The 24283-nt window shown below is 75.0% G+C and carries 18 protein-coding genes and 1 pseudogene; 7 read left to right on the top strand and 12 right to left on the bottom strand.

The features are described from left to right. Positions 1 to 179: 179 nt before the first annotated feature. Both AB0G32_RS09260 and AB0G32_RS09265 read left to right on the top strand, forming a co-directional pair. Complete coding sequence (locus AB0G32_RS09260; RefSeq protein WP_361160441.1) at positions 180 to 743, top strand: hypothetical protein; 564 nt, start codon at positions 180 to 182, stop codon at positions 741 to 743. Beyond that, a complete protein-coding gene (locus AB0G32_RS09265; protein WP_361160444.1) occupies positions 740 to 1966 on the top strand; it encodes an FAD-dependent monooxygenase in 1227 nt (408 codons plus the stop codon). Before AB0G32_RS09260 ends, AB0G32_RS09265 begins: the two co-directional genes overlap by 4 nt. 136 nt (positions 1967 to 2102) lie before the next feature. On the opposite strand, the gene AB0G32_RS09270 is transcribed toward AB0G32_RS09265, so the two are convergent. Further along, complete coding sequence (locus AB0G32_RS09270) at positions 2103 to 3140, bottom strand: PHB depolymerase family esterase (protein WP_361160446.1); 1038 nt, start codon at positions 3138 to 3140, stop codon at positions 2103 to 2105. 124 nt (positions 3141 to 3264) lie between these two features. Between AB0G32_RS09270 and AB0G32_RS09275 the strand changes: the two genes are divergently transcribed. Then, a complete protein-coding gene (locus AB0G32_RS09275) occupies positions 3265 to 4011 on the top strand; it encodes a histidine phosphatase family protein (RefSeq protein WP_361160448.1) in 747 nt (248 codons plus the stop codon). A 3-nt stretch (positions 4012 to 4014) separates the two neighbouring features. Here the strand turns inward: AB0G32_RS09275 and AB0G32_RS09280 are convergent, their stop codons facing one another. Beyond that, positions 4015 to 4887, bottom strand: a complete 873-nt coding sequence (locus tag AB0G32_RS09280) for an SGNH/GDSL hydrolase family protein (RefSeq protein WP_361160451.1) — start codon at positions 4885 to 4887, stop codon at positions 4015 to 4017. Between the two features lie 197 nt (positions 4888 to 5084). Here AB0G32_RS09280 and AB0G32_RS09285 point away from each other — a divergent pair, with 197 nt between their 5' ends. Continuing rightward, complete coding sequence (locus AB0G32_RS09285; RefSeq protein WP_361160453.1) at positions 5085 to 8537, top strand: phosphodiester glycosidase family protein; 3453 nt, start codon at positions 5085 to 5087, stop codon at positions 8535 to 8537. 35 nt (positions 8538 to 8572) lie between these two features. Here AB0G32_RS09285 and AB0G32_RS09290 read toward each other — a convergent pair whose 3' ends face one another. The 3 genes from AB0G32_RS09290 to AB0G32_RS09300 form a co-directional block, all read right to left on the bottom strand. Next, entirely contained in the window at positions 8573 to 10306 is a 1734-nt protein-coding gene (locus AB0G32_RS09290; RefSeq protein WP_361160455.1) for a tetratricopeptide repeat protein, read from the bottom strand. Between the two features lie 117 nt (positions 10307 to 10423). Continuing rightward, positions 10424 to 14002 (bottom strand): substrate-binding domain-containing protein, encoded by a 3579-nt coding sequence (locus AB0G32_RS09295; protein WP_361160457.1) that lies wholly within the window; start codon positions 14000 to 14002, stop codon positions 10424 to 10426. Between the two features lie 196 nt (positions 14003 to 14198). Then, on the bottom strand, positions 14199 to 15161 hold the full coding sequence (locus AB0G32_RS09300) for a right-handed parallel beta-helix repeat-containing protein (protein ID WP_361160460.1): 963 nt from the start codon (positions 15159 to 15161) through the stop codon (positions 14199 to 14201). A gap of 275 nt (positions 15162 to 15436) precedes the next feature. Here AB0G32_RS09300 and AB0G32_RS09305 point away from each other — a divergent pair, with 275 nt between their 5' ends. Continuing rightward, positions 15437 to 16303 carry a GyrI-like domain-containing protein gene (locus AB0G32_RS09305; protein ID WP_361160462.1) on the top strand — a complete coding sequence of 289 codons (867 nt, stop codon included), beginning with the start codon at positions 15437 to 15439 and terminating at the stop codon, positions 16301 to 16303. 62 nt (positions 16304 to 16365) lie between these two features. On the opposite strand, the gene AB0G32_RS09310 is transcribed toward AB0G32_RS09305, so the two are convergent. The 6 genes from AB0G32_RS09310 to AB0G32_RS09335 all read right to left on the bottom strand — a co-directional run bounded on the left by AB0G32_RS09310 (position 16366) and on the right by AB0G32_RS09335 (position 21309). Further along, positions 16366 to 17097 carry an alpha/beta fold hydrolase gene (locus AB0G32_RS09310; RefSeq protein ID WP_361160464.1) on the bottom strand — a complete coding sequence of 244 codons (732 nt, stop codon included), beginning with the start codon at positions 17095 to 17097 and terminating at the stop codon, positions 16366 to 16368. Between the two features lie 132 nt (positions 17098 to 17229). Further along, positions 17230 to 18105, bottom strand: a complete 876-nt coding sequence (locus AB0G32_RS09315; RefSeq protein ID WP_361160467.1) for a DUF1932 domain-containing protein — start codon at positions 18103 to 18105, stop codon at positions 17230 to 17232. 4 nt (positions 18106 to 18109) lie between these two features. Then, a complete protein-coding gene (locus AB0G32_RS09320; RefSeq protein WP_361160470.1) occupies positions 18110 to 18757 on the bottom strand; it encodes an HAD family hydrolase in 648 nt (215 codons plus the stop codon). 62 nt (positions 18758 to 18819) lie between these two features. Further along, complete coding sequence (locus AB0G32_RS09325; protein WP_361160472.1) at positions 18820 to 19737, bottom strand: UbiA family prenyltransferase; 918 nt, start codon at positions 19735 to 19737, stop codon at positions 18820 to 18822. 70 nt (positions 19738 to 19807) lie between these two features. Further along, positions 19808 to 20569, bottom strand: coding sequence for a class I SAM-dependent methyltransferase (locus AB0G32_RS09330; RefSeq protein WP_361160475.1), 762 nt, complete (start codon positions 20567 to 20569; stop codon positions 19808 to 19810). A 134-nt stretch (positions 20570 to 20703) separates the two neighbouring features. Further along, the gene (locus AB0G32_RS09335; RefSeq protein ID WP_361160477.1) at positions 20704 to 21309 is read right to left on the bottom strand and encodes a TetR/AcrR family transcriptional regulator; all 606 of its coding nucleotides are present in this window, start codon (positions 21307 to 21309) and stop codon (positions 20704 to 20706) included. 119 nt (positions 21310 to 21428) lie between these two features. Here AB0G32_RS09335 and AB0G32_RS09340 point away from each other — a divergent pair, with 119 nt between their 5' ends. Next, a complete protein-coding gene (locus tag AB0G32_RS09340; protein ID WP_361160480.1) occupies positions 21429 to 22346 on the top strand; it encodes an alpha/beta fold hydrolase in 918 nt (305 codons plus the stop codon). Between the two features lie 42 nt (positions 22347 to 22388). On the opposite strand, the gene argG is transcribed toward AB0G32_RS09340, so the two are convergent. Further along, positions 22389 to 23834, bottom strand: a complete 1446-nt coding sequence (gene argG, locus AB0G32_RS09345) for an argininosuccinate synthase (RefSeq protein WP_361160483.1) — start codon at positions 23832 to 23834, stop codon at positions 22389 to 22391. 29 nt (positions 23835 to 23863) lie between these two features. Here argG and AB0G32_RS09350 point away from each other — a divergent pair. Beyond that, positions 23864 to 24274 (top strand): annotated as a pseudogene (locus AB0G32_RS09350) (hypothetical protein); the annotation flags it as partial. Positions 24275 to 24283 lie beyond the last annotated feature (9 nt).

Below are 24283 nucleotides of genomic sequence, written 5' to 3' on the forward strand. Positions count from 1 at the left end.
CGGCAGCCGCCCGCCGAGGTTCCCGTTTCCCCACGCAACCGCCCGATGGGATGAACAGCCCGCCCACTCGGCACCGGTGACCCGACTGGGCCGGTTGAGTGAAGGGCGCGGCACCCGCGGGGACGACGGCCGCAACGAGGCTCCGCAGTTACTGCGGCGGGCGGAACGGTACGGTGACAGTGACCACGACAGAGCGGACCACCGGCTTCGCCGGCCCGGACAGCGCCGGCGCGATCGCCCGGTTCGCCTGCCCGGCCACGCGCCTGCTGCTCGCCGGCGACGGCCTCACCACCACCTCCCTGCAAGCCTGGGCCCGGGCCCCGCTGCGGGTGGGGGCACTGCAGTGGCGGGTGAGCGACGACCGGGACACGCCCCTCGCCATGGCGCCGGCCGTACTCGGCGGCTCCGGCCGCGTGGTGGTCCGCGGCAGCACCCTGGTCGACCCGGCGGGGACGGTCTGGTCGGCCAACGTGGTCGTCGGGCGGCTGGACCTGGACGCGCGCGCCACCGCGTGCCTGAAGGGCGACGGCCCGCTGGGACCCGAACTGCACCGGGCGGGCGTACGGGGACCCCGCTCGCTGCTCGACATCGGCCGCACCCCCTGGCCGCTCGCCGGGGCCGGCACCCCCGCCGCCTACCGGATCTGCCTGCTGCGGCACGGGACGAAGCCGCTGGGCGTGGTCCGGGAGATCTTCAACCCCGCGCTGATCGACCCCCGCCCGCTGCCGGAGCGGGCACGGTGACGGTGACCCTGCGCGCGTCGGCGCAGGTCGGCATCGTGGGCGCGGGCCCGGCCGGACTGGTGGCCGCCGCGGTGCTGGCCCGCGCGGGAGTGGACGTCTGCCTGCTGGAGCGGGACTCCCGGCAGGACGTCGAAGCGCGGGCCAGGGCCGGCCTGATCGAGCACCGCGTCGCCGAGTACCTCCAGGACCACGGGCTGGCCGCCGGCCTGCTGGCGGACGGCGTGCGGCACGGCTTCTGCGACATGGTCTGCGAGGGCCGCCGCACCCGGATCGACTACGCCGCCCTGTCCGGCGGGTTCACCCACCGGGTCTACCCCCAGCAGGCCCTGGTGCGCGACCTGATCGCCCAGGCGCGGACCGCGGGCTGCCCGCCCCGCTTCGGCCGCCCGGTACGCGCCGTCACGGACACCGCCGGCCGCCCGCGCCTGATCGGCGACGGCCTGGAGGTCGTCTGCGACTACGTGCTCTGCTGCGACGGCCCCCACACCCTCGCCGAGAGCCTGGCACCCGGTACGGCACGGGCCTTCCGCTACCCCTACGACTGGCTCACCGCCCTGGTCACGGTCGACCGGCCGGTCGAGGCGGTGCTGTACGCCGTGCACGCCGACGGGTTCGCCGGGCTGATGCCGCGCACCGGCGACCGGGCCCGCCTCTACCTCCAGGTGCCCCGCGAGGATCGGGCCGGACGCTGGACCCCGGACGGCATCCGGGCCGCGTTCCGGACCCGGACCGGCGGCCCGGTGGCGGACGACCTGCCGGCCGTGGGGGAGATCCTGGACGTCGGCATGCTCCGGATGCGGGGCATGGTCCGCGACCGGGCCCGGCTCGGCCGGGTCCTCCTGGCCGGCGACGCCGCCCACGTCCTGACCCCCAGCGGCGCCAAGGGACTCAACCTGGCCGTCGCCGACGCGGCCGACGCGGCCCGCGGCCTGCTGGCCCGGCTCCGCGACCGCAGCGGCGCCGACCTGGCGGGCTACGCGCGGCGACGGGCCGCCGAGGCGTGGCAGACCCAGGAGTTCTCCGACCGGCTGCTCACCCTCCTCCACCTGCCCGAGGCGGCCGGCCCCGACCCGCGGTTCCTGCTCCGGCTGCGACGGGAGCGAATCCGCCACCTCGGCCGGCCGGGCCCGCGCGCCGCGGCGTTCGCCCACTGGTACGCCGGTTCCGGCCGCGACCCCGACCCCCGGGGCCCGGTCGGTGTCCTGCGCGCCGAGGACGGCTGACGGCCCGGCGGAGTTTTCCGGCCAGGGCAAGGGGAACCGAACCCGCCCGCCGCCGTTCGTGCCACACTGATCGAAGGCCCGCCGCGCATCCCCCGTCGCGGCGGGCCGCCTCCTTGCCGCCGGCCGGGGCGCGGCCTCAGTCGTCCAGGCCGAAGAACTGCGCCGCGTAGTACGCCCCGCACAGCGAATCGTGCCCCTGGCCCACGGTGCCGCAGTTGTCGATGCCGGTGCCCGGATCGACGGGCACCTCGTGCCCCATCGAGCTCACGAGGTACGTCTCGACCTGCCCGCCGCCGTACACCTGCTTGGTGACGCCGAGCGCCGGGAACGACGTGGACGCCGGCGTCGGCGACAGGCCGAGCACCTCGGTCCAGCCGTCGCGCTGCTTCTCCAGCGAGTTCCGGTTGATCAGCGGATCGGAGCCGCCGTGCCAGATCTGCACCCGGGGCCGGACGCCGCCGTACCCCGGGTAGGCGCTCCGTATCTTGTCGCCCCACTGCCGGGGCGTGAGGGTGTTGAAGCGGCCCGGGCAGGGGGCGAACAGGCCCGTGTTGAAGTACTCGTCCTCGGTGTCCGCGCACCCGTACGCCATGCCGAAGAACACGGCGCCCGCCTTGAAGACGTCGGGATGGGCGGCGAGCATGACATTGGTCGCGGCGCCGCCGCCGGAGTACCCCGAGACGTAGACCTGTGCGGCGTCGGCGGCGTAGTTCTCCTTCATGTGATCCACCATCTGGACCACGGAACGCGCCTCGCCCTGACCGTCGTGGGTGCGGTCGACGGGGTTCCACGCGCTGAAGCACTTGTGCGGCACCAGGCCGCCGGAGCCGACGTTCTCCTCCTTCTGCTCCGGCAGTACGAGGGTGAAACCGTAGGTGTCGGCGTATTTGCGCCAGCCGGTGGTCACGTCCAGGTCCTGGGCGGAGCCGCCGCAGCCGTGGAAGAGGACTACGACCGGGGCCCCGGACACCGCCGACTGCGGGACGTAGGCGAACATGCGTAAATTGCCCGGATTGCTACCGAAGTTCGGTACTTCGTGGAAGCCGGTCCCCGCCCGCGCCGGACCGGCGGTCAGTACCACCGAGGCCAGCAGCGCCGTGAACGCCACCAGGACGGTCAGGGACCTGAGCACGATGAAGCGGGATACGGCGCCCGCCACGCTGAGGAATGCCATGCTCCGCAGCATGGGGCGGGCGGCCCGGGCCGGCATCGGTGAGATGACCGGCCGGCGGACCGCGGCACGGCGTGCGAACGTCCGCTCTGGAAGGATGCGCCACCAGGAACCGACAGGAGGCCGTATGACCGGGCGCCCCGCCGAGCCGTCCGCCCCCGATCTCGTACCCCCGTGCGCACTCGGCGCGCTGTGGGCCGTGCGGCACGGGGAGAGCACCGCGAACGTGGCCTTCGCCGCGGCCGAGCGGGCGGGCCGGGACGCCCGGCCGGTGCCCGGCCGCGACCGTGACGTGCCGCTGTCGGCCGCGGGCGCCGCCCAGGCCCGGGCGCTGGGCCGCTGGCTCGCCGCGCGGGAGCCGGGCACCGGACCCGACGCGGTGGTCTGCTCGCCGTACCTCCGCGCGCGGCAGACCTGGGCGGGGATGGCCGAGAGCGCCGCGGGGACGTACGGCGGGTCGCTGCCGGTGGTGGTCGACGAACGGCTGCGGGACCGGGAGATGGGGGTCTACGAACTCTGGCCGCCGGCCGTGCTGCGGGACCGGGCGCCCGAGGAGGCCGAGCGCCGGGCGAGCGTGGGGGAGTGGTGGTACCGGCCGCCCGGCGGGGAGGCCCTGACCGATGTCGCCGTACGGGTGGGGCAGTTCGTCACCGAGCTGAGCGGCGCCGCCGCCGGCCGCCGGGTGCTGCTGGTGGCGCACGACGCGGTGCTCGTCGCCCTGCGCCACGTACTGGCGGGGATCGGTGCCGAGGCGCCGGACCGGGTGCCGCCCGTGCCCAACGCCTCCGTCTCGCACTGGCGCGGCGACGGCCGCCGGCTGCGGCCCGCCGGCTGGGGCGACACTGCCCACCTCACCGCGCCGGACGGCGGCTGACCGTCAGCCGAGGCCCAGGACGCCCAGGGCGTGCTCGGCCATCCGCCGCTCCCCGAGCGCGTTGGGGTGCACCGGAACCAGGTTCGAGGAGAAGAGCAGCGGCTCGATCCACCGGGTGCCGGCCGCCGCGCACGCGTCGTGTCCCTCGGAGACCTGGGCGAAGTCCACGAAGACCGCGCCGGTCTCCTGCGCGGCGCGCCGGACCGCCGCGTTGAGCCGCGCCTGGATGCCGCGCAGATAGGGCACGTCGCCCTCGGCGATGGGCAGCTTCGCGAAGCAGGACGGGTCGGCGGCGGCGGGCATGATCCAGGGGTAGCCCAGCGCCGCCACCCGGGCCCCGGGCGCCTTGGCCCGGACGCTGCTCAGCGCCGCCTTCAGCGCGGGATAGGTGTTCGTCTCGATCTGGTCCTCGAACGAGCTGCCGTACTGGTCCTTGCAGGGACTGCCCTTGCCGCCGCTGAGCACGCCCGCGGTGCCGCAGGAGGTCACCGCGTTGATGAAGGTGCTGTTGTCGTTGCCGCCGATCGTCAGCGTCACCAGGTCGGTGCCGGCCGACAGGGCGTCCACCTGCGGCGGCACACCCGGGTACTGGGCCTGCGTGAAATGGCTGGTCTGGGCGCCGCCGCAGGTCACGTCCTTGAGGCGGGCACCGGTCCGGGAGGCGAGCACATGCGGGTAGTTGGCGGTGGAGCGCAGACACAGCAGGTTGCTGAGGTCCACCGGCAGCACACCGGAGCCGGCGCTGTAACTGTCGCCGAGGGCGACGTAGTCCAGCGGCTCGGCGGCGTGCGCGGTGGCCCCCGTGACACTCAGGGCCAGGGCACCCGCGGACGCTATTGTCGCTGACATGACACGTCTGAAGATACGTTTCGGCATGGGCTGTCCCTCTTCTCGGGCGGGCGGGTGAAGGGTCGCGGTGGCGCCGAACTGGGCGTTACCTACAGGTAACACCGATAAGTAATGTGCGGCCGGCGAGACGTGGAGTCAACAGGCGTGACCCGACTTGTCGTCCGGGCCGTTTCCTCAACTCGCCGTTCACTCGGCCGCCGTTGTGGCTCCATAGCGTCATGTCCATGAATGAACTCCCCGAGAGATCCATGGTTCTGAGCCGCCGCGGCCTGCTGGCCGGCGCGGTGGCCGCCGCCCTCACCGCCACCACCCCCGGCGTCGCCGACGCCGCCCCCGCCATGACCGCCACCGGCCCGGCGACCGGCACCGGTACGCGCCACGGCACCGACGCCGGCCCGCCGGCCCCCGCCTACCGCACCACGGTGCCCGGCGAGTCCGTCGAGGTGGACCGGGTGGACCGCCCGGTGGCCCCCGGCATCGTGCTGACCACCTTCGCCACCTACGGCCGCACCGGCTGGAGCCGGGTCCACGTCCTCAACGCCGACCTGCGCCACGCCACCGCCGACCTGCTCGCCGGAAAGGTCAGCGAGACCCGCGCGCCCTCGGCGCTGGCCGGTGCGCGCGGCGCGGTCGCCGCCGTCAACGGCGACTTCTTCGACATCACGGAGACCGACGCCGCGATCGGCCCCGAGGTGGCGGACGGCAGGCTGCGCAAGGGCACCGCCACGGCCACCACGGTGGCGACGGTGGGCGCGGACCGGGTCGCGCGGCTGGCCGACCTGATGATCGAGGGCACGGTCACGGTGGCCGGCACCGCCCGCCCGCTGGCCGCCCTCAACTCGCCCTCCCTGCCCGCCGACGGACTCACCGTGTACACCCCGCTGTGGGGTCCGGGCCCGCGCACCACCATCGGCGGCACCGGCCCGTACACCGAACTCGTCGTCGCCGACGGCAAGGTGACCCGGGTCGAGGGCGCGCTCACCGACACCGCCGTGCCGGACGGCGGGCTGATCGTCGTCGGCCGGGGCAGCGCCGCGGGCCCGCTCGCCGCCGCCCGGCCGGGCGACCCCGTCACCGTCTCCTTCGCGCCGCGCACCGACTCGCCCGCCGCGCCGCGCATGGCGCTGGGCAGCAACGCCGTCCTGGTCCGAGGCGGCGCGGCGGTCGACTTCCCGCCCAGCGAGGGCAACGACGCGCACAAGCCGCGCACGGTCATCGGCTGGCCGGCCGGCGGCCACCGGCTGCTGCTGGTCGCCGTCGACGGCTCGGCCGACTTCTCGGCCGGCCTCGGCTACGACGCCACCGCCGAACTGCTGGTCCGGCTCGGCGCGAGCGAGGCGTTCATGCTGGACGGCGGCGGCTCCACCGCGATGGTCGCCCGGCGGCCCGGCGACGACGCGGCCGGCGTCGTCAACACCCCCTCCGACGGCGCCGAACGGCCCGTACCCAACGCGGTCGGCCTGTTCGGCACCGAGGGCTCGGGCAGGCTGCGCGGCCTGGACGTCCGCGCCGCCGCCGACCGCGTGCTCCCCGGCCTCACCCTGCACGTCACCGCCGCCGGCTACGACGAGACCTGGTCGCCGGCCGCCACGGACGGCCACCGGATCGGCTGGACGGTCCGGCCCGGCTCCCTCGGCCGCGCCGACGACGGCGTCTTCCGGGCCGCCCGGCCCGGCGCCGGCACCCTGACCGCCCGGGCCGGCGCCGCCCGCGGCGAGCACCCGCTGCGCGTCGTCGGCCCGCTGCACCGGCTCGCCTTCACCGACCGGGCCCTCACCATCGAACCCGGCACCACCGCCCGCACCGGCCTGACCGGCTACGACGCCGACGGCTTCGACGCCCCGGTGGCCGCCCGCGACGCCACCCTGGACTACGACCGGGCCGTCATCGGCGTGACCGAGGCGGCCGACGGCCGGCTCACCGTCACCGGCGCCGCGGCGGCCGACGGCCGGGCCACCGTCCTCACCGCGACCGTGCACGGGATCACCGCCCGGCTCACGGTGACGGTCGGACTGGCCGACGTACCGCTGGCCGAGTTCGAGCCGGCCGAGACCTGGACCGCCGCGGCCGCCCGCGGCACCGCGTCCGCCCAGGCCGTGGCCGCCCCCGACCGCCCCGGCGCCGGCCCCGGCAACCACGCCCTGCGCCTCGCCTACGACTTCACCGGACAGCCCAGTACCTCCGCGGCCTACGCGGTGGCCGGCGCCCCGCTCACCCTGCCCGCCGGCACCAAGCGGCTCGCGCTGTGGGTCAACGGCGACGGACGCGGCCACTGGCTGCGCGCCATGCTCCGCTCCCAGGGCACCACAAACGTGCCCTTCACCTTCACCACCGCGGTCGACTGGACGGGCTGGCGGCACGTGGTCGGAGAGGTGCCCGACGGCTTCTCCGGACCGGTCACCCTGCTGCGCCTCTACCTCGCGGAGACCTCGCAGACCAACAAGAACGCGGGGGCGGTGGAGTTCGACGCGCTCACCGCGCAGGTCGGACAGCGGCCGGAGAGCGCCGGACCGCCGCCGCCCGACCCCTACGTGGTCGGCCAGTCCGGGCTGCCGCGCGGCCGGTGGACCTTCGCGGTCCTGTCCGATCTGCACCTCGGCGCGGCCGCCGGCGCCGACTCGTTCGCCGCGCGCCAGGCGGCCGCGGCCCTGGCCCAGGCGGTCGCCGCGGGCCCCGACTTCCTCCTGGTCAACGGGGACTTCGTCGACGACAACAGCCCGGCCGACTTCGCCCTGGCCAACGCCCTGCTGCGCGCCCACGTACCCGCCGGCCTGCCGGTGTACTGGACCCCCGGCAACCACGAGGCCGGCCTGTCGGCCACCGGCGGCCTGGACGCCTTCCACGCCGCCACCGGACGCCCCAACCGCCGGGTCTTCGACCACAAGGGCACCCGGTTCGTGCTGCTGGACTCGCACACCGGGGACATCCGCACCTCGGACTGGGACCAGGTCCCGGCGCTCGAGGCCGAGTTGGCGAAGGCCGCCGCGGACCCCCGGGTCACCGGGGTCGTCGTCGCCTTCCACCATCCGCTGACCGACCCGTCCGGCGCCGGCTCCTCCCAGCTCTCCGACCGGCTCTCCGCCGCCCTCCTCCAGCGCTGGCTGGCCGGCTTCCGGGAGACCTCCGGCAAACCCGTCGCCCTGTTCACCGGCCATGCCCACACCGCGTCCGTCACCCGCGCCGACGGCGTCCTCGCGGTGACCACCCCGGCCGTCGGCAAGACCCCCTACAGCTCACCCGACCAGGGCGGCTTCTTCGGCTGGATGCACGTCGCCGTGGACCCCCGCCCGGCCCGGGTCCGGCCCGGCCTGCCCAGCCCGGCCACCCGCGACTGGCTCCAGGCCGACAGCCACCCGCTGATCGACACCATCGAACTGTCCGCCCCCGCCGAACTGGCCACCGGCGCCGTCTCGGTCGTCTCGGCGACCGGCGTCACCAGCGAGTACGGGCTCCGCTTCCCGCTGCGGCACCCCGCCAGCGTCAGCTGGTCCGGCTCCCCGGGGCTGGCCGTCGCCGACTCGGCCGCCGACGCGCGGAAGGCCACCGCGGCCCGCCGCACCCTGGCCGTCCTCGACCTGACCACCCACACCCTCACGGCCCTGCGCCCGGGCCGGGTCACCCTGACGGCCGCCGCCGGCGGCCGGACCGCCTCCGCGACCGTCGCACTGACCGGCTGACACCCAGCCGCCCCCGCCGCTCTTCGCCGAGCGCGTCAGGCCCTGCGCGCGGGCAGGTCGACATTCATGAACTCGGCCCACTCCGCGCCCGGGCCGCCGGGCCCCCACAGGGCGTCGAGATCCGGGTCGTGGGCGATCCAGTCACCGGTCAGGGTGCTGTCGTGGGTCCGCATGCTGCGGTCGAGCTGGTTGAGGGCCGAGCGGCCGCAGTCCTCCCGCCACTGCTCGGGCGGATAGCCCTCCGGCAGGCTCTGCGGCGGCAGCTTGGTGGCCAGCGCCAGGAAACAGGCCGCGTTGTAGTGGGTCATCCAGCCGGTCGCGCCCTTGCGCTCCGGACCCCAGTGCCGGGACGTGGCCCGGGCCCGGGTCACCACCACGCCGTGCCGGTCCGTGTCGTGCGCCGAGCGCCGCCTGGTGTGGTCGTCGAAGAGCAGCCGGCGAAAACCCGTACCGCGCCGCGGGTACCAGGTGCGCACCAGGACCTCCCGGGCCACCTGGTCGAACGCCCGGCTCACCTCGCGGCGCCGCTCCCGCCGCTGCCCGGCGGAGCCGCTCGGGCCGCCGGCCCGCTGGATCTCGGTGATCTCGTGGGCGGCCAGCGCGATGCGGATCGCGCCGAGGAAGGTGCGCCGCTGCGAGCGCCTGGCGGGCAGCGGGAGCGGCAGCAGCCACGACCCCCAGTAGCGGCGCTCCCCGCTGTTGGACCGGCCGCCCGGAATGCTGCTGCGCAGCCACCGGCGCAGCAGCGGGACCAGCCGCAGCCGCCGGCAGATGTCCGCCAGGTGCTCCCGGGCCAGGACCGCCATCGCCGCCCGCAGCCGTTCCGCCTCCTCGGGCGTGAGATGCGGATCGGGCGGCTGCGGACGGGCGGCCCGTGAGTAGGCGATGGCCATCCGGTACGCCGTCTCGATGTGCTCCGACCACAGCCGCGTACAGCGCTGGTAGATCTTGATGGCCCGCTGGTACTGCTCCGGGTCGTCCGCGTGCATCAACTCGATGAGCGCCGCCTGGCCGTGCCGCACCAGCAGATTGCCCGGCGCGAACTTGACCGCCTGGTCGAAGGCGCGCAGGGCCTCCGTGTACTCACCGCCGAAGCCCTCCTCGCCGCCGCGGGCCCGGGTCTGGGTCCGCTGCTCGTACATGCCCTTGCGGTAGTGGGCGAGGGCCTCCTCACCGGCCCCCCACCGCTCCCAGCGCGGGATGCGCCGCAGCATCTCCGGCTGGCTGCGCACCTTCGCCATGCAGTGCACGGCGATCCGCTCCAGCAGCCGCTCCTCGTCCTCCTCGGCGATGACGGTGGCCGCGATGATGCGGTTGCGCGGCACCCGCACGATGCGCACCGACACCCGGCGGGTCGTCCCGCCGGGCTCCAGTTCGTCGAGGTGCACGGCGTAACCGGGCGGGCTGGACAGGGCGATCCGGATCACCGACTCGACCCAGCCCTGGGCCGGGTCGGAGGTCTGCGGGCGGCTGTCGGCGGTGGCCGTGGACGGACTGCCGGGGGCCAGGATGCTCTCGCCGCCGTGTTCCGTCAGATGCGCCGCGAGGTGGGAGACGAGCGAGGCCGACGGCTGCCGCGCCCCGTCGGCTTGCTGCTCCGCGCCGTCCGGCACCAGGATCAGCGGCAGGATCCGTCCCCGGGCCCGCAGCCGGTGCACCAGCGCCGACAGACCGCGCACCACCGCGACGGTCAGCAGGACGGCGAGCGCCAGCAGGAACCACTGGGCCGCCGCGTGCAGCGCCCGTACGAACGCGTCGTCCACTCCCATGCAGACGGCATATCCGGCCATGTGGCGGAATACACCCTTCAGGGAAGTCCGGGATCCCAGGGGCGAATCGGTACCGGCCGAGGTCTAGCCGGCACCGCGGCGCGCGCTGGCCGGCGCTCACGGCACCCGGCGCGGGACACCCGGCTCCCCGGCCGGGTCCGGGACGCTCTCCTCGCGGTAGAACTGCGGGGCCACCCCCGTCACTCTGCGGAACACGCGGCTGAAGTGCGACCGGTCGCGGAACCCCACCGCGCGGGCCACGCTCTGCACGCTGTCCGCACTGGTCCGCAGCCGTTCGGCCGCCCGGCGCACCCGCAGCCGGGTCAGGTACTCCCACATCGTCAGGCCGTAGCGCCGGTGGAAGAGCTTGCCGAGGTGGTCCTCGCTGACCCCGGCGGCCTGCGCCACCTGCCACCGCGAGACCGGCCGCCGGTAGTGCTCGTAGAGATAGACCAGCGCCTCGTCCAGCACGGCCCGCACCCGCGGCGGCAGCCGGCCGTCCCGGCCCGCCAGGCCCCGCACCAGCGCCGCCGCCTCGTGCGGCGCGAACACGTCCAGGTCGAGCAGGAGCAGCGCCGGATGCGGCCGGGCCCGCCGGGCGTCGGCCGCCGTGATCCCCTCGTGGCCCGCGACGACCGCCGGGCACAGCGCCCGGCCGCTCCCGTCGTGCAGCCGTTCCACCACGTCCAGGCCGTGCAGGTCGGCGAGGGAGGACTCCAGGACGACCAGCCGGGGCGTCTCCTCCGCGATCAGCGCGAGCACGGTCGCCGCGTCGGCCACCACCCGGGTCGGCCGGTCCGGCAGCGCCGCCTCCGCGATCCGCCGCAGCTCCTCCCGGGACTCCTGCGTGCGGCCCGCCACCACCACCGGTTCGGCCAGCCCGCTCGGCCGCAGCGCCCGCAGCGCGTCCCCCAGGTCGGTGCCGCGAGCGCCGAAGAGCACGAACGGCGTGTGCCGCAGGGCCGGATGGTCGTGCAGCCGCTGCACGGCGCGCCACTCCTCGGGCCGGTCCGGCAGCGCCTCCCACACCACCGCCCCGGGCCCGCGGTCCGCCGGGAACGGCACGGGGTCGTCGCCGCCGGCCCGGTGCGCCCGTACTCCGTGCCGCCCGGCCGCGAGCCGTACGTCCGCGGCGACGTCCCCCGGCGTGACGACGAGCAGCGGGCCGGTGTCGGCCGGTGGCCGGTGCGCGTGCCCGTCGGGGGAGGGCAGGGGCAGTTCCAGGACGTACTCGACGCGGTCCGGCCCGCCGGCCGGGCGCAGCGAACCGCCGTGCATCATGGCCAGCCGGCGGGCCGTGGTCAGCCCGACGTCGAACCGGTGCGGCTCACCGGCCGGGGCCGGTGCCGAGGGCACGGCGACGACCACCCGCAGCCCGGCCGGCGACCAGCGCGCCGCCACCTCCACCAGGCCGCCCCGGGCCCGGTCCGCGGCGGCGGTCAGCACGTTGCCGAGGATCTGCCGCAGCCGCGCGGCGTCGGCCGGCACCGACGGCAGCCGGGCCGGCAGCTGGACCGACCAGCGCGGCCGCGCCGGGAGCCGGCGCCCGGCGGCGGCCTCGGCGCAGGCCCGCCGCAGCAGCGGCAGCGGATCGAGCAGCCGGCGGGTCAGCACCAGGTCCCCGGCCTCCGAGTGGGCGAGGTCGAGGAGGTTGGCGCTGAGGTGCAGCAGCCGGGCGGCGTCCCGGTGCACCTCGGTGAGCACCTCCGCCGGGTCGCCGCCGCCGCGCGCGAGCATCGCCTCGAGCGGGTCCCGCAGTTCGGCGACGACATGGGTGAGCAGCCGGGTCTGGAACCGGTTCGCCTGCTCGGCCGCGTCCCGGGCCCGGCGCACCTCGTCGAACAGCCCGATGCCCTTCAGCGCCGCGCTGATCTGGTCGCCCAGTTCCCGGTAGAGCGCTCCGTCCTGGTCGGCGGCGGTCTCACCGGCGGTGGCGTCGAACACGGCGAGACCGAGCTGCTGTTCGCCGATGTGCAGCGGCTCCAGGACCAGCCGGAAACGCCGGCCGCCGCCCGGCATCAGGCTGTCGGGCAGCAGCAGCGCGGCCGAGAACGGCGCGCTGTCCAGCACCCCCGTGTGCCCGAGCCGCCGCCCCTCCGCCCGGGTCAGCAGCGGCCGGGCGATGCCGCGCACCGGCGCCGCCGCCCCGGGCGCGGTCTGCTCGTACAGCACGATCCGGCAGGCCGGTACGCCGGGCTGGGCGAGGTGGCGCTCCAGTACGTCGCAGAGGCCGCCGAGGTCGACCACCGTGGTCAGCGCGGTACCGAACTCCCGCAGCCGCCGGGCCCGTCCGGCCTGGGTCCAGCGTCCGTACTCCAGCAGCGCCCGGGACCGTTCCGCGACGATCAGCCGGGCCCGCCCGAACAGCGCCTCCGCCGGGCCGCGCGACTCCGCCGGGAGCGGATCGACCACGCCGAGCCGGGCCCGCTCCAGCGCCTGATGCCAGCGCTCGGCCTCGGCCTGGGTCCGGGCCCGGCCCCGCAGCAGCCGCTCCACCAGCGGCAGGAAACCGCCCGCGCCGTCCTCCGCCGGGCCTGACTCCGCCGGGCCCGGCTCCGCGGCCCGTGCGGTGCCCGGTGCAGGGTCGGCGTGCTGGGTCCGGGGGCCGGTGCCCGCGCCGTCCCCGCCGGGTCCCGCGGCCGCGTCCGGCGCGAGGTCCGCGTGGAAGGCGGCCGCCAGCCGGGTGCCGGCGGACGGCGCCACCGCGTCCAGTGCCGCCCAGCCCCGCGGCTCGTCGGCCGCCCCGGCCACCGCCCGCGGCCGCACCGCGTACCGCGCCGTCGGGTAGGGGCAGCCGCAGGAGCGGCGCGTGACCAGGGTGGCCGGGATGGTCGTACGGTCCGGTGGCCTGGTACCGCGCAGCCGGGCCACCAGCGTGTCCACGGCCAGCGCGCCGAGTTCCGCGAACGGCAGCGCCACCGAGGTCAGCGGCGGGTCGCCCAGCCGGGCCTCCGGCGAGTCGTTGAAGCCGACCACGGCCACGTCCTCCGGCACCCGCACGCCCCGCCCGGTGAGCAGCCGCAGCGCGTCGGCGGCCAGCACGTCGCTGCACGCCAGCACCGCGTCGAAGTCCACCCCCGGCCGCAGCCCCCGCGCGTCCAGCAGCACCCGCATCGCCGAGGCGCCGCCCGCCGCGTCGAAGTCCACCGCGGCGCACACGTGCGTGGGTTCGAGGCCGATGCCGTGGTGGCGCAGCGCGTCGAGGCAGGCGCGGTAGCGCTCCTCGGAGACCGGGTTGGCGACCGGGCCGCGGATGCAGGCCGGCCGCCGGCAGCCGTGCCGGGCGACCAGGTGCCCGACCAGTTTGCGCATGCCCGCGTGGCTGTCCACGGACAGCACGTCCGCCTGGTCGCCCAGCGGCTGGTTGAGGCTGATCACCGGCAGGTGCGCCAGCCGCCGCAGCAGCGACCGGGCCCTGGCCCCCGAGGAGGGCAGGCCGATGGTGGAACTCCAGCAGACCACGCCGTCCAGCCGGGCCGGGCCGACCAGTTCGTACAGGGCGCTGCGCGGCACGCCGCCGCCGCGCAGGTCGCCGCCCGGGAAGCAGACCAGACCGACGTCGTTGCGCTCGGCGGCGGCGCGGACCCCGGACCACAGGGTGGCGCCGACGCCGAGGTGGATGTTGGCGGTGAGCAGCCCGATGGTGAGCGGCCGGCGTGGGCCGCCGTCCGCCGTGCGGTGCGGGTCCGCGGCCATCGGCGCTCCCTCGGTCGGCCCCGGCGGACAGGGTGGAGAACCTAGACGAGCCGGTCGCACCCGGCAAGACGGGTGACGCGAGGAGATCGGAGGGTCGTTGGAGAGTTCCCGGAATGTCCTGGAACGGGGGCGGGACCGGTGGCGTGGGGGCCACCGGTCCCGCCCGGGTGCGGTGTGCGGCTCGTGGTGCGCGGGGTCAGATCTTGCCGACGCCCGCCCCGGCGGTCACCGTCGCCTTCACGGAGGACGCCGACTGCGCGGTGTAGCTGTACGGGATCGAGGCCACGCTGCCACCGGTCTGCCCGGTACCGGAGCCGGTGAGGTAGTTGTTCCTCGCCACCAGCGAACCCGCGTCGGAGTCGCCCTCGCCGAGGTGGTACGGGTCGTCGGTGTTCTCGAAGTAGTTGGCCTCCACCAGGACGCCCGCGTTCTCCGTGGAGGCGACGCCGTAGGAGCCGATGTCGCTGAAGTAGTTGTTCAGCACGTGCACCGGGTTGCCGAAGCGGACCCGCGGGTTGCGCTGGTTGGTGCCGTCGAACCAGTTGTTGACGTAGGTCACCTTCAGCTTGCCGGTGTCCTCCGAGGAGTTGTCGTCGGAGTGGCCGAGCAGCATGTTCTTGTCCTGGTCGTGGGTGCGGTTCCAGGACACGGTGATGTTGGTCGAGGCCCGCTTGATGTCCACCGCGCCGTCGTAGGCGTCGGAGATGTCGTTGTGGTCGAGCCAGACGTTGGTCGAGTACTGGACGTTGATCGCGTCGTCGTTGGACCCGGTGAACGTCAGGTTCTGGATGATGACGTTGTTCACGCTGGCCACGTTCAGGCCGCTGCCGGTGATCTTCCCGGCGGTGCCGACGCCGACGATGGTCTTGTTGGAGGCGACCTTCGTCATCGACGACAGCGAGATCGTGCCGTTGACCCGCACGGTCTGGGTGGTACTGCTCTGTACGGCCGAGATGAAGGCGGCGGCGTTGGTGACGGTGACCGTGCCGCCGCCGGCGCCGCCGGTGGTGGCCGCGCCGAAGCCGACCGGAGTGGTGGCGGCCGCCGCCAGCGGCTCGGCCGGAGCGGAACCGCTCGCCGTACCGACACCTGTCACGGCCATGACAACCGCGATCGCGGTGGCTCCGGCCAGGGTGAACCGTGCGCTCGTCCTGCGCATGTGGATCTCCGTCCGTGGGGGTTTTCCGGGAGGGGACGTACTGGGGGATGTGCTGTGGGGACGTGCTGCGGGGGTGCACCACCAGGGCCTCGCGGCCGGCTCTTGCCGAGGCTCACTGCGAGCGTAGGGAGAGTGCTGTGGACTATGACGTGCCCCGTGTGGACTATTGCGTTCCGTTCGGCCGCCGCGCACCCGACCCGATCGGGCACCGGATGTCGGGTCCGGCCCGGGGCCCGCTGTCTAGCGTGGAGCGCGCAACAGGAAGGAGGCCGGACGTGCTGGAGCGTCTCAACCAGGCCCTGGAGAGCGTCGAGCGCGGCCTCGACGGGGAGGTGGACGTGGCCGAGCTGGCCCGTACCGCCGCCACCTCGGAGTACCACCTGCGCCGGATGTTCTCGGCGCTGGCGGGCATGCCGCTGTCGGAGTACGTACGCCGCCGCCGGCTGACCGTCGCGGGCGCCGAGGTGCTGGCCGGGCAGGCGTCCCTGCTGGAGATCGCGGTGCGCTACGGCTACGGCTCGGGCGAGGCGTTCGCCCGGGCGTTCCGCGCCATGCACGGCGTCGGTCCGGGCGAGGCCCGGCGCGCCGGTGCCGCGCTCGTCTCCCAGCCCCGGCTGTCCTTCCGTCTCACCGTCGAAGGGAACAGCAGCATGCGCTACCGCGTGGTGGACCGGCCGGACTTCACCGTCGTCGGCCTCAAGGCCCGGGTGCCCCTGGTGCACCTGGGACCCAACCAGGCGATCATCGACTTCGTCCGCGGCATCGACCCCGGGCTGAAGGAGAGCCTGGCGAAACTGTCCGACCAGGAGCCGCACGGCCCCGTCGCGGTCTGCGACGACCTCGACCCGAGCCGGGCCGAGGGCACCGAACTCGACTACTACCACGGGGTGATCACCTCGGCCGCCGCCCCCGAGGGCACCACGGCACTGCCCGTCCCGGCCGGCACCTGGGCGGTGTTCACCACCTCGGGACCGGCGCCGCGGGCGGTCCAGGAACTGTGGCGGGACGTGTTCACCCAGTGGTTCCCGGCCAACCCGTACCGCAGCCGCCCCGGCCCCGAGATCCTGCGCACCCGGCTGTCCCCGGACGGCGCCGAGGCCGACGCCGAACTGTGGCTCCCGGTGGAACGGGAGGAGCGCTGAACCGGACACACCCAACCGGCCCCGGCGGGTACGGTGCCGGGGCCGGTGCGCGGTCCGACGGGTCAGGAGGCGATGAAGTCCGCGATCTGGCCCAGGACGACCGTGTCGGCCAGGTAGCCGATGTGGGTCTGGCAGAGCACGTTGTTGTTGGTCGCGCCGCTCAGCCGGGTGCTGGTGTACGGGAGGATGACGCCGTCGCACGCCGAGTACCAGGTGGCGTACTCGGTGTCGCCCGGCGTCTCGTCGCCCGAGGTGATCTGGCCTATGAACGAGGACCCCGGGTACATCTGCTGGCAGGTCGTGTAGATCAGACAGGCCCCGGCGTACGTGGTGCCGTGGTTGGCGCCGGCGATCGAGGCGAGGTGGCTGACGCTGCTGTTGCCGCCCAGCACCTTCAGGTAGTACTGGCTGACCAGGCCGCCCATCGAGTGGTTGACGATCGCGACCTTGCTCGCGCCGGTACGGGACTTGACGGTGTTGACGTAGGAGGCGAGGCCCTGCGCGTTGGTGACGTTGTTGCCGTACGAGTCGTACTCGTAGGCGAACAGGTTCGAGCTGGACCAGCCGTTGAGGCGGAAGACGCTCATGGCGGTGACCCAGTTGGAGGCGTTGCCGGTGTAGCCGTGCACGAAGACGACCGGGGTGCTCGTCGACAGCGGCTGGGCGGCGGCGGCCGGCGCGGCCGGGGCCGCGGTGCCGGCCGCCGAGGCCGTGGAGGCCGTGGAGAACAGGGTGAGCGCGGCGGTGGCGGCCACGAGCACGCCGAGGAGCCGACGTGGGGAGCGACGACGCATGGACCCTCCTGACGAGGATGCGGGGGAGCGGGTGCCTGACCCGGTCCAGCGTCGTGGCGTGCGGTGCGGGTGCCATCGGTGAAATCACCGGTGACCCGAGGGGCCGGAGTGACCGGCACCGCACCGTGGTCGCTACTGGGGCCCGGGCGGGGCGTCCCGGGTCCGCTCGGGCGCGGCGAGCCGGCCCAGCGCGTCGGTGAGGGTGAGGCCGGCGTCGTCCTTGCTGTCGTGCCACCGCTCCAGCGTGCTGGCCGCCGCCCGCAGCAACTGGGGCGGCAGCCCGGCCGCTTCGAGGGTGTCGGCGATCTCGTCCATCTCCGGACCCCACCGCCAGGCCCGGGCCGCCGCCGAGGCCACCTGCTCCGGCTCGGCCAGGTACGTGTCCGAGCGGCGGCGGGCGATCTCCCGCAGTTCCCCCTCGACGCCGTGCTCGTGGGCCAGCGCGTAGGACAGCCCGACCAGCACCCGGCTGACCTTCTGGAAACCGGCGTAGGCGAGCTTCAGCGACGACGCCTGTCCGATCCGGGGTCCCAGCACCTCGGCGCGCACGGCGGTGCCGTCGAACAGCCGGGCCACCGCCGTGGTCTCGGGTTCCGGCCCGGACAGGTACAGCGCCGGCCGGCTGCCGCCCACCGGCGGGGCGCCGATCACCCCGCCGTCCACGACGGTGGCCGGCGGCGGGAACAGGGCGGCGATCCGCGCCGTGCGCTCCGGGTTGACGGCGTTCGCCTCCACGTACACGCCGGTGAACCCGAGCCCGGCGATCTCGCGGGCCTGGTCCTCGGCGGCGGCCGGCGGGCACAGGCTGATCACGATGTCGGCGCGGTCGGCCAGTTCCCGCAGGGTGGGCACGGGCTGGAGGCCGAACCGTTCGGCGCGGTGCGCGCTGGCCGGGCTGCGTCCGTCCGTGCACCACAGGACGGCGGCGGCGCCCGCCGCCGCGCAGGCGGCGACGGCCGCACCCATGCTGCCGGGGTGGAGGATGCCTACGACGGGCTGGTGGGACACGGTGCTACTCCTGGGCGTGGGCGAGCAGATGGCCGACGGCCTCGGTGACGTCGTCGACGGTGTGGTGGGGCGCGGTCAGGCCGTCCGGCCAGGGGCGGCCGCGTACCCAGATGGCACACAGACCGGCCGCCGTGCCGCCGGCGATGTCGGTCTCCGGGTTGTCCCCGGTCATCCAGTCACCGGCGGACAGCTGGGTGCCGCAGCGGGCCGCGGCCAGTTCGAACAGCCGCGGGTCCGGCTTGCGGACGTCGATGTCGCCGGAGGCGGCGATGCCGTCGACCAGTTCGGCGAGGCCCGTGGCCGCTACCTTGGCGCGCTGGATGTCACTGGCCCCGTTGGTGGCCACGCCGACGCTCCAGCCGGCCTCCTTCAGCGCGGCCAGACTGTCCAGGACGGCGGGGCGGCAACTGACGGCGGACGCCATCCGGTCGACGTAGACGCGCCACAGATGGCCGGGGTCCTCGCCGACGCCGAAGACCTCCCGCAGGCGGACGAAGTCCTCGCGGTCGGCGGTGTCGGCGAGTTCGGTCCGCAGCCACCGCTCGATCTCCGGTCCGTAGCCGTGGTCGTGGACCAGATCGGCTATCGCGTCCGCGAAGGCGGCACGGCGGTCGACCAGGGTGCCGTCCAGGTCGAAGAGGGCGAGGCGCATGGCACCGACCTTAACCTCAGCGCCCCGTCGCCCTCTTCGGGCACCCGCGCGGGCGGGCCGGGTCAGCCGGTGGTGGCCAGCCCGACGGCGAGGACCGCCAGCACCCCCACGGGCTGGAACGACGCCTGGTTGAACACCGCCAGGGCGACCGGCGGCCGCGCGCGACGCAGCAGGGCCAGACCCGGCCGGACCACGGTGGCGGCCGTCACCAGCACCGTGCCGACCAGCCCCGGCGGGCCGAAGGAGGGCAGCGCCACCCAGGCCAGGGCGCAGCTCGCCGCGCCGGCCACGAGCAGGAACACGCAGGCCACCGCGGCGCCGGCGCGGGGCCCGAGGACCACGGGCAGGGTCCGGATGCCGAGGTGGCGGTCCTCGTCGAGGTCGGCGAGGTCGTTGGGGATGTTGCGGCCGCCGATCTCCCACGCGGCCATCCACACCATGAACAGGCCCAGCCGCAGCGGGTCGACGACGGTGGACACCGCGAACCAGCCGACCGAGCCGCCCACCGCCACCATCACACCACTGACCAGGAACTTGTACGGGGTCACGGTGGCCGGCCGGCAGTAGAGCACCTGGAGCAGGACGGCCACGGCGAACAGTGCCACGCACACCCGGCCGAGCAGCGCGGTGATGACGACGGCGACCAGACCGAGGCCGCCGATCCAGCTGAGGGCCGCCCGCCGGGACAGCCGGCCCTGGGCCAGCGGGTGCCGTCCGCCGACACTGTCGAGGTCGGTCCCCTCGTAGGGGCGCGGCTGCGCGAAGCGCCGCCGGTCCATGTCGATGTCGAGCACGTCGTTGAGGGCGAAGACGGCGAAGAAACCGGCGAACGCGGCGAGCGCGGCGGCCGCGAGCCGCGGCGCCGCCGGACGGTCGTCGGCGAGCAGCGCAGCGATCAGCGGCTGGGCGACGCTCAAGGTGGCCTGGGTGCCGCGGGAGAACGCGAAGAGCGCCTTGGCCGGTGCGGCCACGGAGGTCATGGGAGCCGTCCTGGGGTGAGGGGCGGGGAAGCGGCCGCGAGGCCGGCACGGCACACGGGACGAGGCCCCGTCACCCCGTTCGTGCCGAGGGCGCACCGGACGGCGTGGGCCGGTCCCGGGTGGCCACCGCCACCAGGTATCCGGGCGGGGCGAAACGCGTGCGCACCGTCACGGCCGGCGCGCCCGCGGCGGCCAGCGCGTGCAGCGCCTTCGCGCTGTAGAGCTTGCGCAGGCTGATCAGCCCGTCGTGCAGGTGCGGCCGGCCGCCGGTCAGCCAGAGCAGCGGCGCGACGGCGAGATAGGCGGGGTGGCGCCAGCCGTCGATGATCAGCAGCCGCCGTGCGACGCGGGTGCCCTCCGCCAGCAGGGCCACCACCCCCGGCGCCGGCAGGTGGTGCAGCGACATGGTCAGCACCGCCACGTCGAAGGCGCCGTCCGCGGCCTCGATCGACGTGGCGTCCAGCACCGCGGGCGTCACCCGGGGATGGGAGCCCAGCGGTCCGCGGCGGATCAGCTCGACCACGCCGGGGTCGACGTCGCTCACGGTGACCCGGACCGCGGGGTGCCGGTCGACGAGATGACGGGTGAGCCGGCCCAGTCCCGCGCCCAGTTCGAGGACGGCCGGCGCGGGGACGTCACGGGCCTGCGCGAGGGTCAGCCGGCAGAAGGACCGGTAGCCGCGGGTCAGCCGGTGGAAGCGGTCCAGCCCGCGCAGCGCCCGCAGGCCCTGCTCGGGGGTGTCGGGCCGGTCGATGTACTCCGCGCGGCCGGTCTCGAACCTGCGGTCCCAGCGGGCCGCGTCGGGGCCGCCCCGGGGCATGTCGGCGATCATCGGACTCCGAGTCGGTCGCGGTACGGCCGGGGCCGCCGGGCATGGCGTCCGGCCCTCGGTGTCAACAACGACCGGCCGCCGCATCCGGCACCGGGTACCGCGCTCTTGACTCGCCGGCCCCGGGGCCGGGGCCCTCAGGGCGTCGCGAAGACGAGGTCCAGGTGGTGGCGCAGCACGGCGGCCGCCGACTCCGCGCTGCGCTGGCCGACCAGCACCCCCGTGCCGAGCCCGGCGGACATCGCGAGCAGACCGGCCGCCTCCTGCCGGGGGTCCACGTCCGGGCGGAGCAGACCGTCCTGGCGCGCCCGGCGCAGCAGCCCGGCGAGCGCGTCCTCCGCCGCGTCGGGGTCCTTGACGAAGGGCTGGGCGGCCAGCGCCCGGTCCCGCACGGCCAGCACGGCGTACGAGGTGTAGACGTAGTGGAAGGTACGGCTCTCCTCGTCCGTGGGCAGGGCCGCCATCAGCAGCGCCTCCACGCCGGCCCGCGGCCCGGGGTCCGGCCCGGCCGCCGCGAACCGGGCGGCGACCCGCTCCCGGAACCGCTCGGTGAGCTGTTCGAGGCCGAAGAGCAGCAGCTTCTCCTTGGTCTCGAAGTAGTACTGCACCAGCCGCAGTGACACGCCCGCCTCGGCCGCCACGTCGCGCATCCCCACCGCGTGCAGTCCCTCCCGCCCGGCGACGCGGACCAGGGCCCGGGCGATCTGGGCACGCCGCTCCGCGTGGTCCACGTGCTTGGGCATCGCCGTCTCTCCCGCTCGTCGCTCGTCGTCTGCGCCGCCGCATCGCCGCGGGCCGGGTAATGATACAGCCGTACCATTTTGCTGGTACGGTCGTATCACAACGCACACGAACCCCGGAGGTGCCCGTGTCCCGGACCACAGCCCGTCCGCGGCCGACCGTCGGCCGCTACACGGACGATGCCCGACGTGAGCGCTACTTCGCGGCCTGCGACGCGGTCTACGCCCTGGGCGCGCCCGCGCTGGCCGAGCACCGGGTGGAGACCGCCGCGGGCACCACGCACGTCTACCGGTACGGCCCCGACGACCCCGCCGCCGCGTCCCGCACCCCGGTCGTCCTGGTGCACGGCGCGGGTTCCTGCTCCGCCATGTGGTACCCCAACACGCCCGCGCTCAGCGCCGAACGCCCCGTCTACGCGGTGGACACCCCGGGCGATCCCGGGCGCAGTGTCCAGCGGGCACCGATCCACCGGCCCGAGGATGCCGCGCGGTGGCTGGCGCAGACCCTCGCGGGGCTGGGACTGGACCGGGTGCACCTGGTCGGCAGCTCCTACGGCGGCTGGCTCGCCCTCAACCAGGCGCACCGCGCTCCGGGCCGGCTCGCGTCGGTCACCCTGCTCGACCCCGGCGGACTGGAGAAGGTGGGACCGCGCTTCTTCCTCTGGATCTTCGCGAGCCTGTTCGCGACCTCCGCGCCCCGGGCGCTGCGGCCGCGGCTCGCGGCCTGGCTGGACCAGCCGGTCCTGGTCGTGCCGGAGCTGCGGGCGATGATCAGGGCGGCCGGCCGTGCCTACCGCATCCGCCGCCCGGTGCCCGTACCGCTGACCGAGGACGAGCTGTCCGCCGTCCGGGTCCCGCTCTACCTGGTGCTCGGCGAGCGCAGCCTGCTCGTGCATCCGCGGCGGCAGGCCGAGCGGGTGCCCCGGCTGGTGCCGGGCGCCCGCGCCGAGATCGTGCCCGGCACGGGCCACGGCCCGGGGATCGACCACGCGGACCCGGTCAACCGCAGCATGCTGGACTTCATGGACTCCGTCGGCTGAGGCGCGGACCGGGCCCGCGCCTCAGCCGGTGCGGTGCCCCGGTCAGTCGGTGCCGGCCTCCATCGCCGCGCGGTCCAGCAGCTCGTCCGCACCGGAGACCTCGCCGCGGGAGGCGATCGCCTCGGCGCCGCCCTCCGGCATGGTGCCGATCAGGCCGGTCGCGGCCGCCTGGGCCGCGCCGATGGCGGGGTTGGCGGTGCCGATGAGACCGATCCCGGCGTACTGCTCCAGCTTGGCCCGGGAGTCGGCGATGTCCAGGTTGCGCATGGTGAGCTGGCCGATCCGGTCCACCGGACCGAACGCCGAGTCCTCGGTGCGCTCCATGGACAGCTTGTCCGGGTGGTAGCTGAACGCCGGGCCCGTGGTGTCGAGGATCGAGTAGTCCTCGCCGCGCCGCAGCCGCAGGGTCACCTTGCCGGTGACGGCCGCGCCGACCCAGCGCTGGAGCGACTCGCGCACCATCAGCGCCTGCGGGTCCAGCCAGCGGCCCTCGTACATCAGCCGGCCGAGGCGCCGGCCCTCGGTGTGGTAGTGGGCGAGGGTGTCCTCGTTGTGGATCGCGTTGACCAGCCGCTCGTACGCCGCGTGCAGCAGCGCCATGCCCGGTGCCTCGTAGATGCCGCGGCTCTTGGCCTCGATGATCCGGTTCTCGATCTGGTCCGACATGCCGAGGCCGTGCCGGCCGCCGATGGCGTTGGCCTCCATCACCAGGTCGACGGCGGAGGCGAACTCCTTGCCGTTGATGGTGACCGGGCGACCCTGCTCGAAACCGATCGTCACGTCCTCGGCGGCGATCTCGACCGACGGGTCCCAGAACCGCACGCCCATGATCGGCTCGACGGTCTCCACGCCGGTGTCCAGGTGCTCCAGGGTCTTCGCCTCGTGGGTGGCGCCCCAGATGTTGGCGTCGGTGGAGTACGCCTTCTCCGTGCTGTCGCGGTAGGGCAGGTCGTGGGCGACCAGCCACTCGGACATCTCCTTGCGGCCGCCGAGCTCGGTCACGAAGTCGGCGTCCAGCCACGGCTTGTAGATCCGCAGATTCGGGTTGGCCAGCAGGCCGTACCGGTAGAACCGCTCGATGTCGTTGCCCTTGAACGTCGAGCCGTCGCCCCAGATCTGCACGTCGTCCTCGAGCATCGCCCGGACCAGCAGGGTGCCGGTGACGGCGCGGCCGAGCGGCGTGGTGTTGAAGTACGCCCGCCCGCCCGAGCGGATGTGGAACGCGCCGCAGGCGAGCGCGGCCAGGCCCTCCTCGACGAGTGCCGCGCGGCAGTCGACCAGTCGCGCGACCTCGGCGCCGTAGTTCTTGGCGCGGCCCGGCACCGACGCGATGTCGGGTTCGTCGTACTGGCCGATGTCGGCGGTGTAGGTGCACGGGACGGCACCCTTGTCGCGCATCCACGCGACCGCGACCGAGGTGTCGAGGCCGCCGGAGAAGGCGATGCCGACGCGCTCGCCGGCCGGGAGGGAAGTGAGGACCTTGGACATGGATTGATTATGCAGGGCAACGTATGAACATGCAAAGTCGCCCTCGTCAGGGCCACGGCCGTTTACCCGGAACGGCCGTCGGGGACCCGGTCGCGCGACCACCGGCCGGCACCGGTCGACGCCGCTCGTCGCCGGGAGGATCGGACTGGTGGGCATGCTGCCCCCGGGCCTGGGCGCAGGTCCGGGCCCAGCCCGACGACCTGGCGAAGAACGTCGCCCTGGAACAGCTCCACGACCGCAACGAGGTGCTCTACCACCGACTGCCGGCCGACCACCTCACCGAGCTGCTACCGGCGCCCCCGCGGCCCTGGAGCCGGGCCCCGGCGACTGGGGCGTGGGCGGCACACAGATCTCGGTGGGCAAGCCGGCCGTCCGCACGGGCGCGGTCGGCCTGCCGGGCACTGGTCGCGGCGGGTGTCCCGCTCCCGCCGGTGGAACTGAACGGCACC

It is taken from the genome of Streptomyces sp. NPDC023723 (assembly GCF_040639815.1).
Classification (GTDB): Bacteria; Actinomycetota; Actinomycetes; order Streptomycetales; family Streptomycetaceae; genus Streptomyces.

Coding starts and splice junctions, on each gene's coding strand:
- AB0G32_RS09270 (WP_361160446.1), bottom strand. CDS start 3,140: ATGGCATTCCTCAGCGTGGCGGGCGCCGTATCCCGCTTCATCGTGCTC.
- AB0G32_RS09325 (WP_361160472.1), bottom strand. CDS start 19,737: ATGACCTCCGTGGCCGCACCGGCCAAGGCGCTCTTCGCGTTCTCCCGC.
- AB0G32_RS09335 (WP_361160477.1), bottom strand. CDS start 21,309: ATGCCCAAGCACGTGGACCACGCGGAGCGGCGTGCCCAGATCGCCCGG.
- AB0G32_RS09330 (WP_361160475.1), bottom strand. CDS start 20,569: ATGATCGCCGACATGCCCCGGGGCGGCCCCGACGCGGCCCGCTGGGAC.
- AB0G32_RS09310 (WP_361160464.1), bottom strand. CDS start 17,097: ATGCGTCGTCGCTCCCCACGTCGGCTCCTCGGCGTGCTCGTGGCCGCC.
- AB0G32_RS09300 (WP_361160460.1), bottom strand. CDS start 15,161: ATGCGCAGGACGAGCGCACGGTTCACCCTGGCCGGAGCCACCGCGATC.
- AB0G32_RS09295 (WP_361160457.1), bottom strand. CDS start 14,002: ATGGCCGCGGACCCGCACCGCACGGCGGACGGCGGCCCACGCCGGCCG.
- AB0G32_RS09275 (WP_361160448.1), top strand. CDS start 3,265: ATGACCGGGCGCCCCGCCGAGCCGTCCGCCCCCGATCTCGTACCCCCG.
- AB0G32_RS09320 (WP_361160470.1), bottom strand. CDS start 18,757: ATGCGCCTCGCCCTCTTCGACCTGGACGGCACCCTGGTCGACCGCCGT.
- AB0G32_RS09285 (WP_361160453.1), top strand. CDS start 5,085: ATGAATGAACTCCCCGAGAGATCCATGGTTCTGAGCCGCCGCGGCCTG.
- AB0G32_RS09290 (WP_361160455.1), bottom strand. CDS start 10,306: ATGGGAGTGGACGACGCGTTCGTACGGGCGCTGCACGCGGCGGCCCAG.
- AB0G32_RS09280 (WP_361160451.1), bottom strand. CDS start 4,887: ATGCCGAAACGTATCTTCAGACGTGTCATGTCAGCGACAATAGCGTCC.
- argG (WP_361160483.1), bottom strand. CDS start 23,834: ATGTCCAAGGTCCTCACTTCCCTCCCGGCCGGCGAGCGCGTCGGCATC.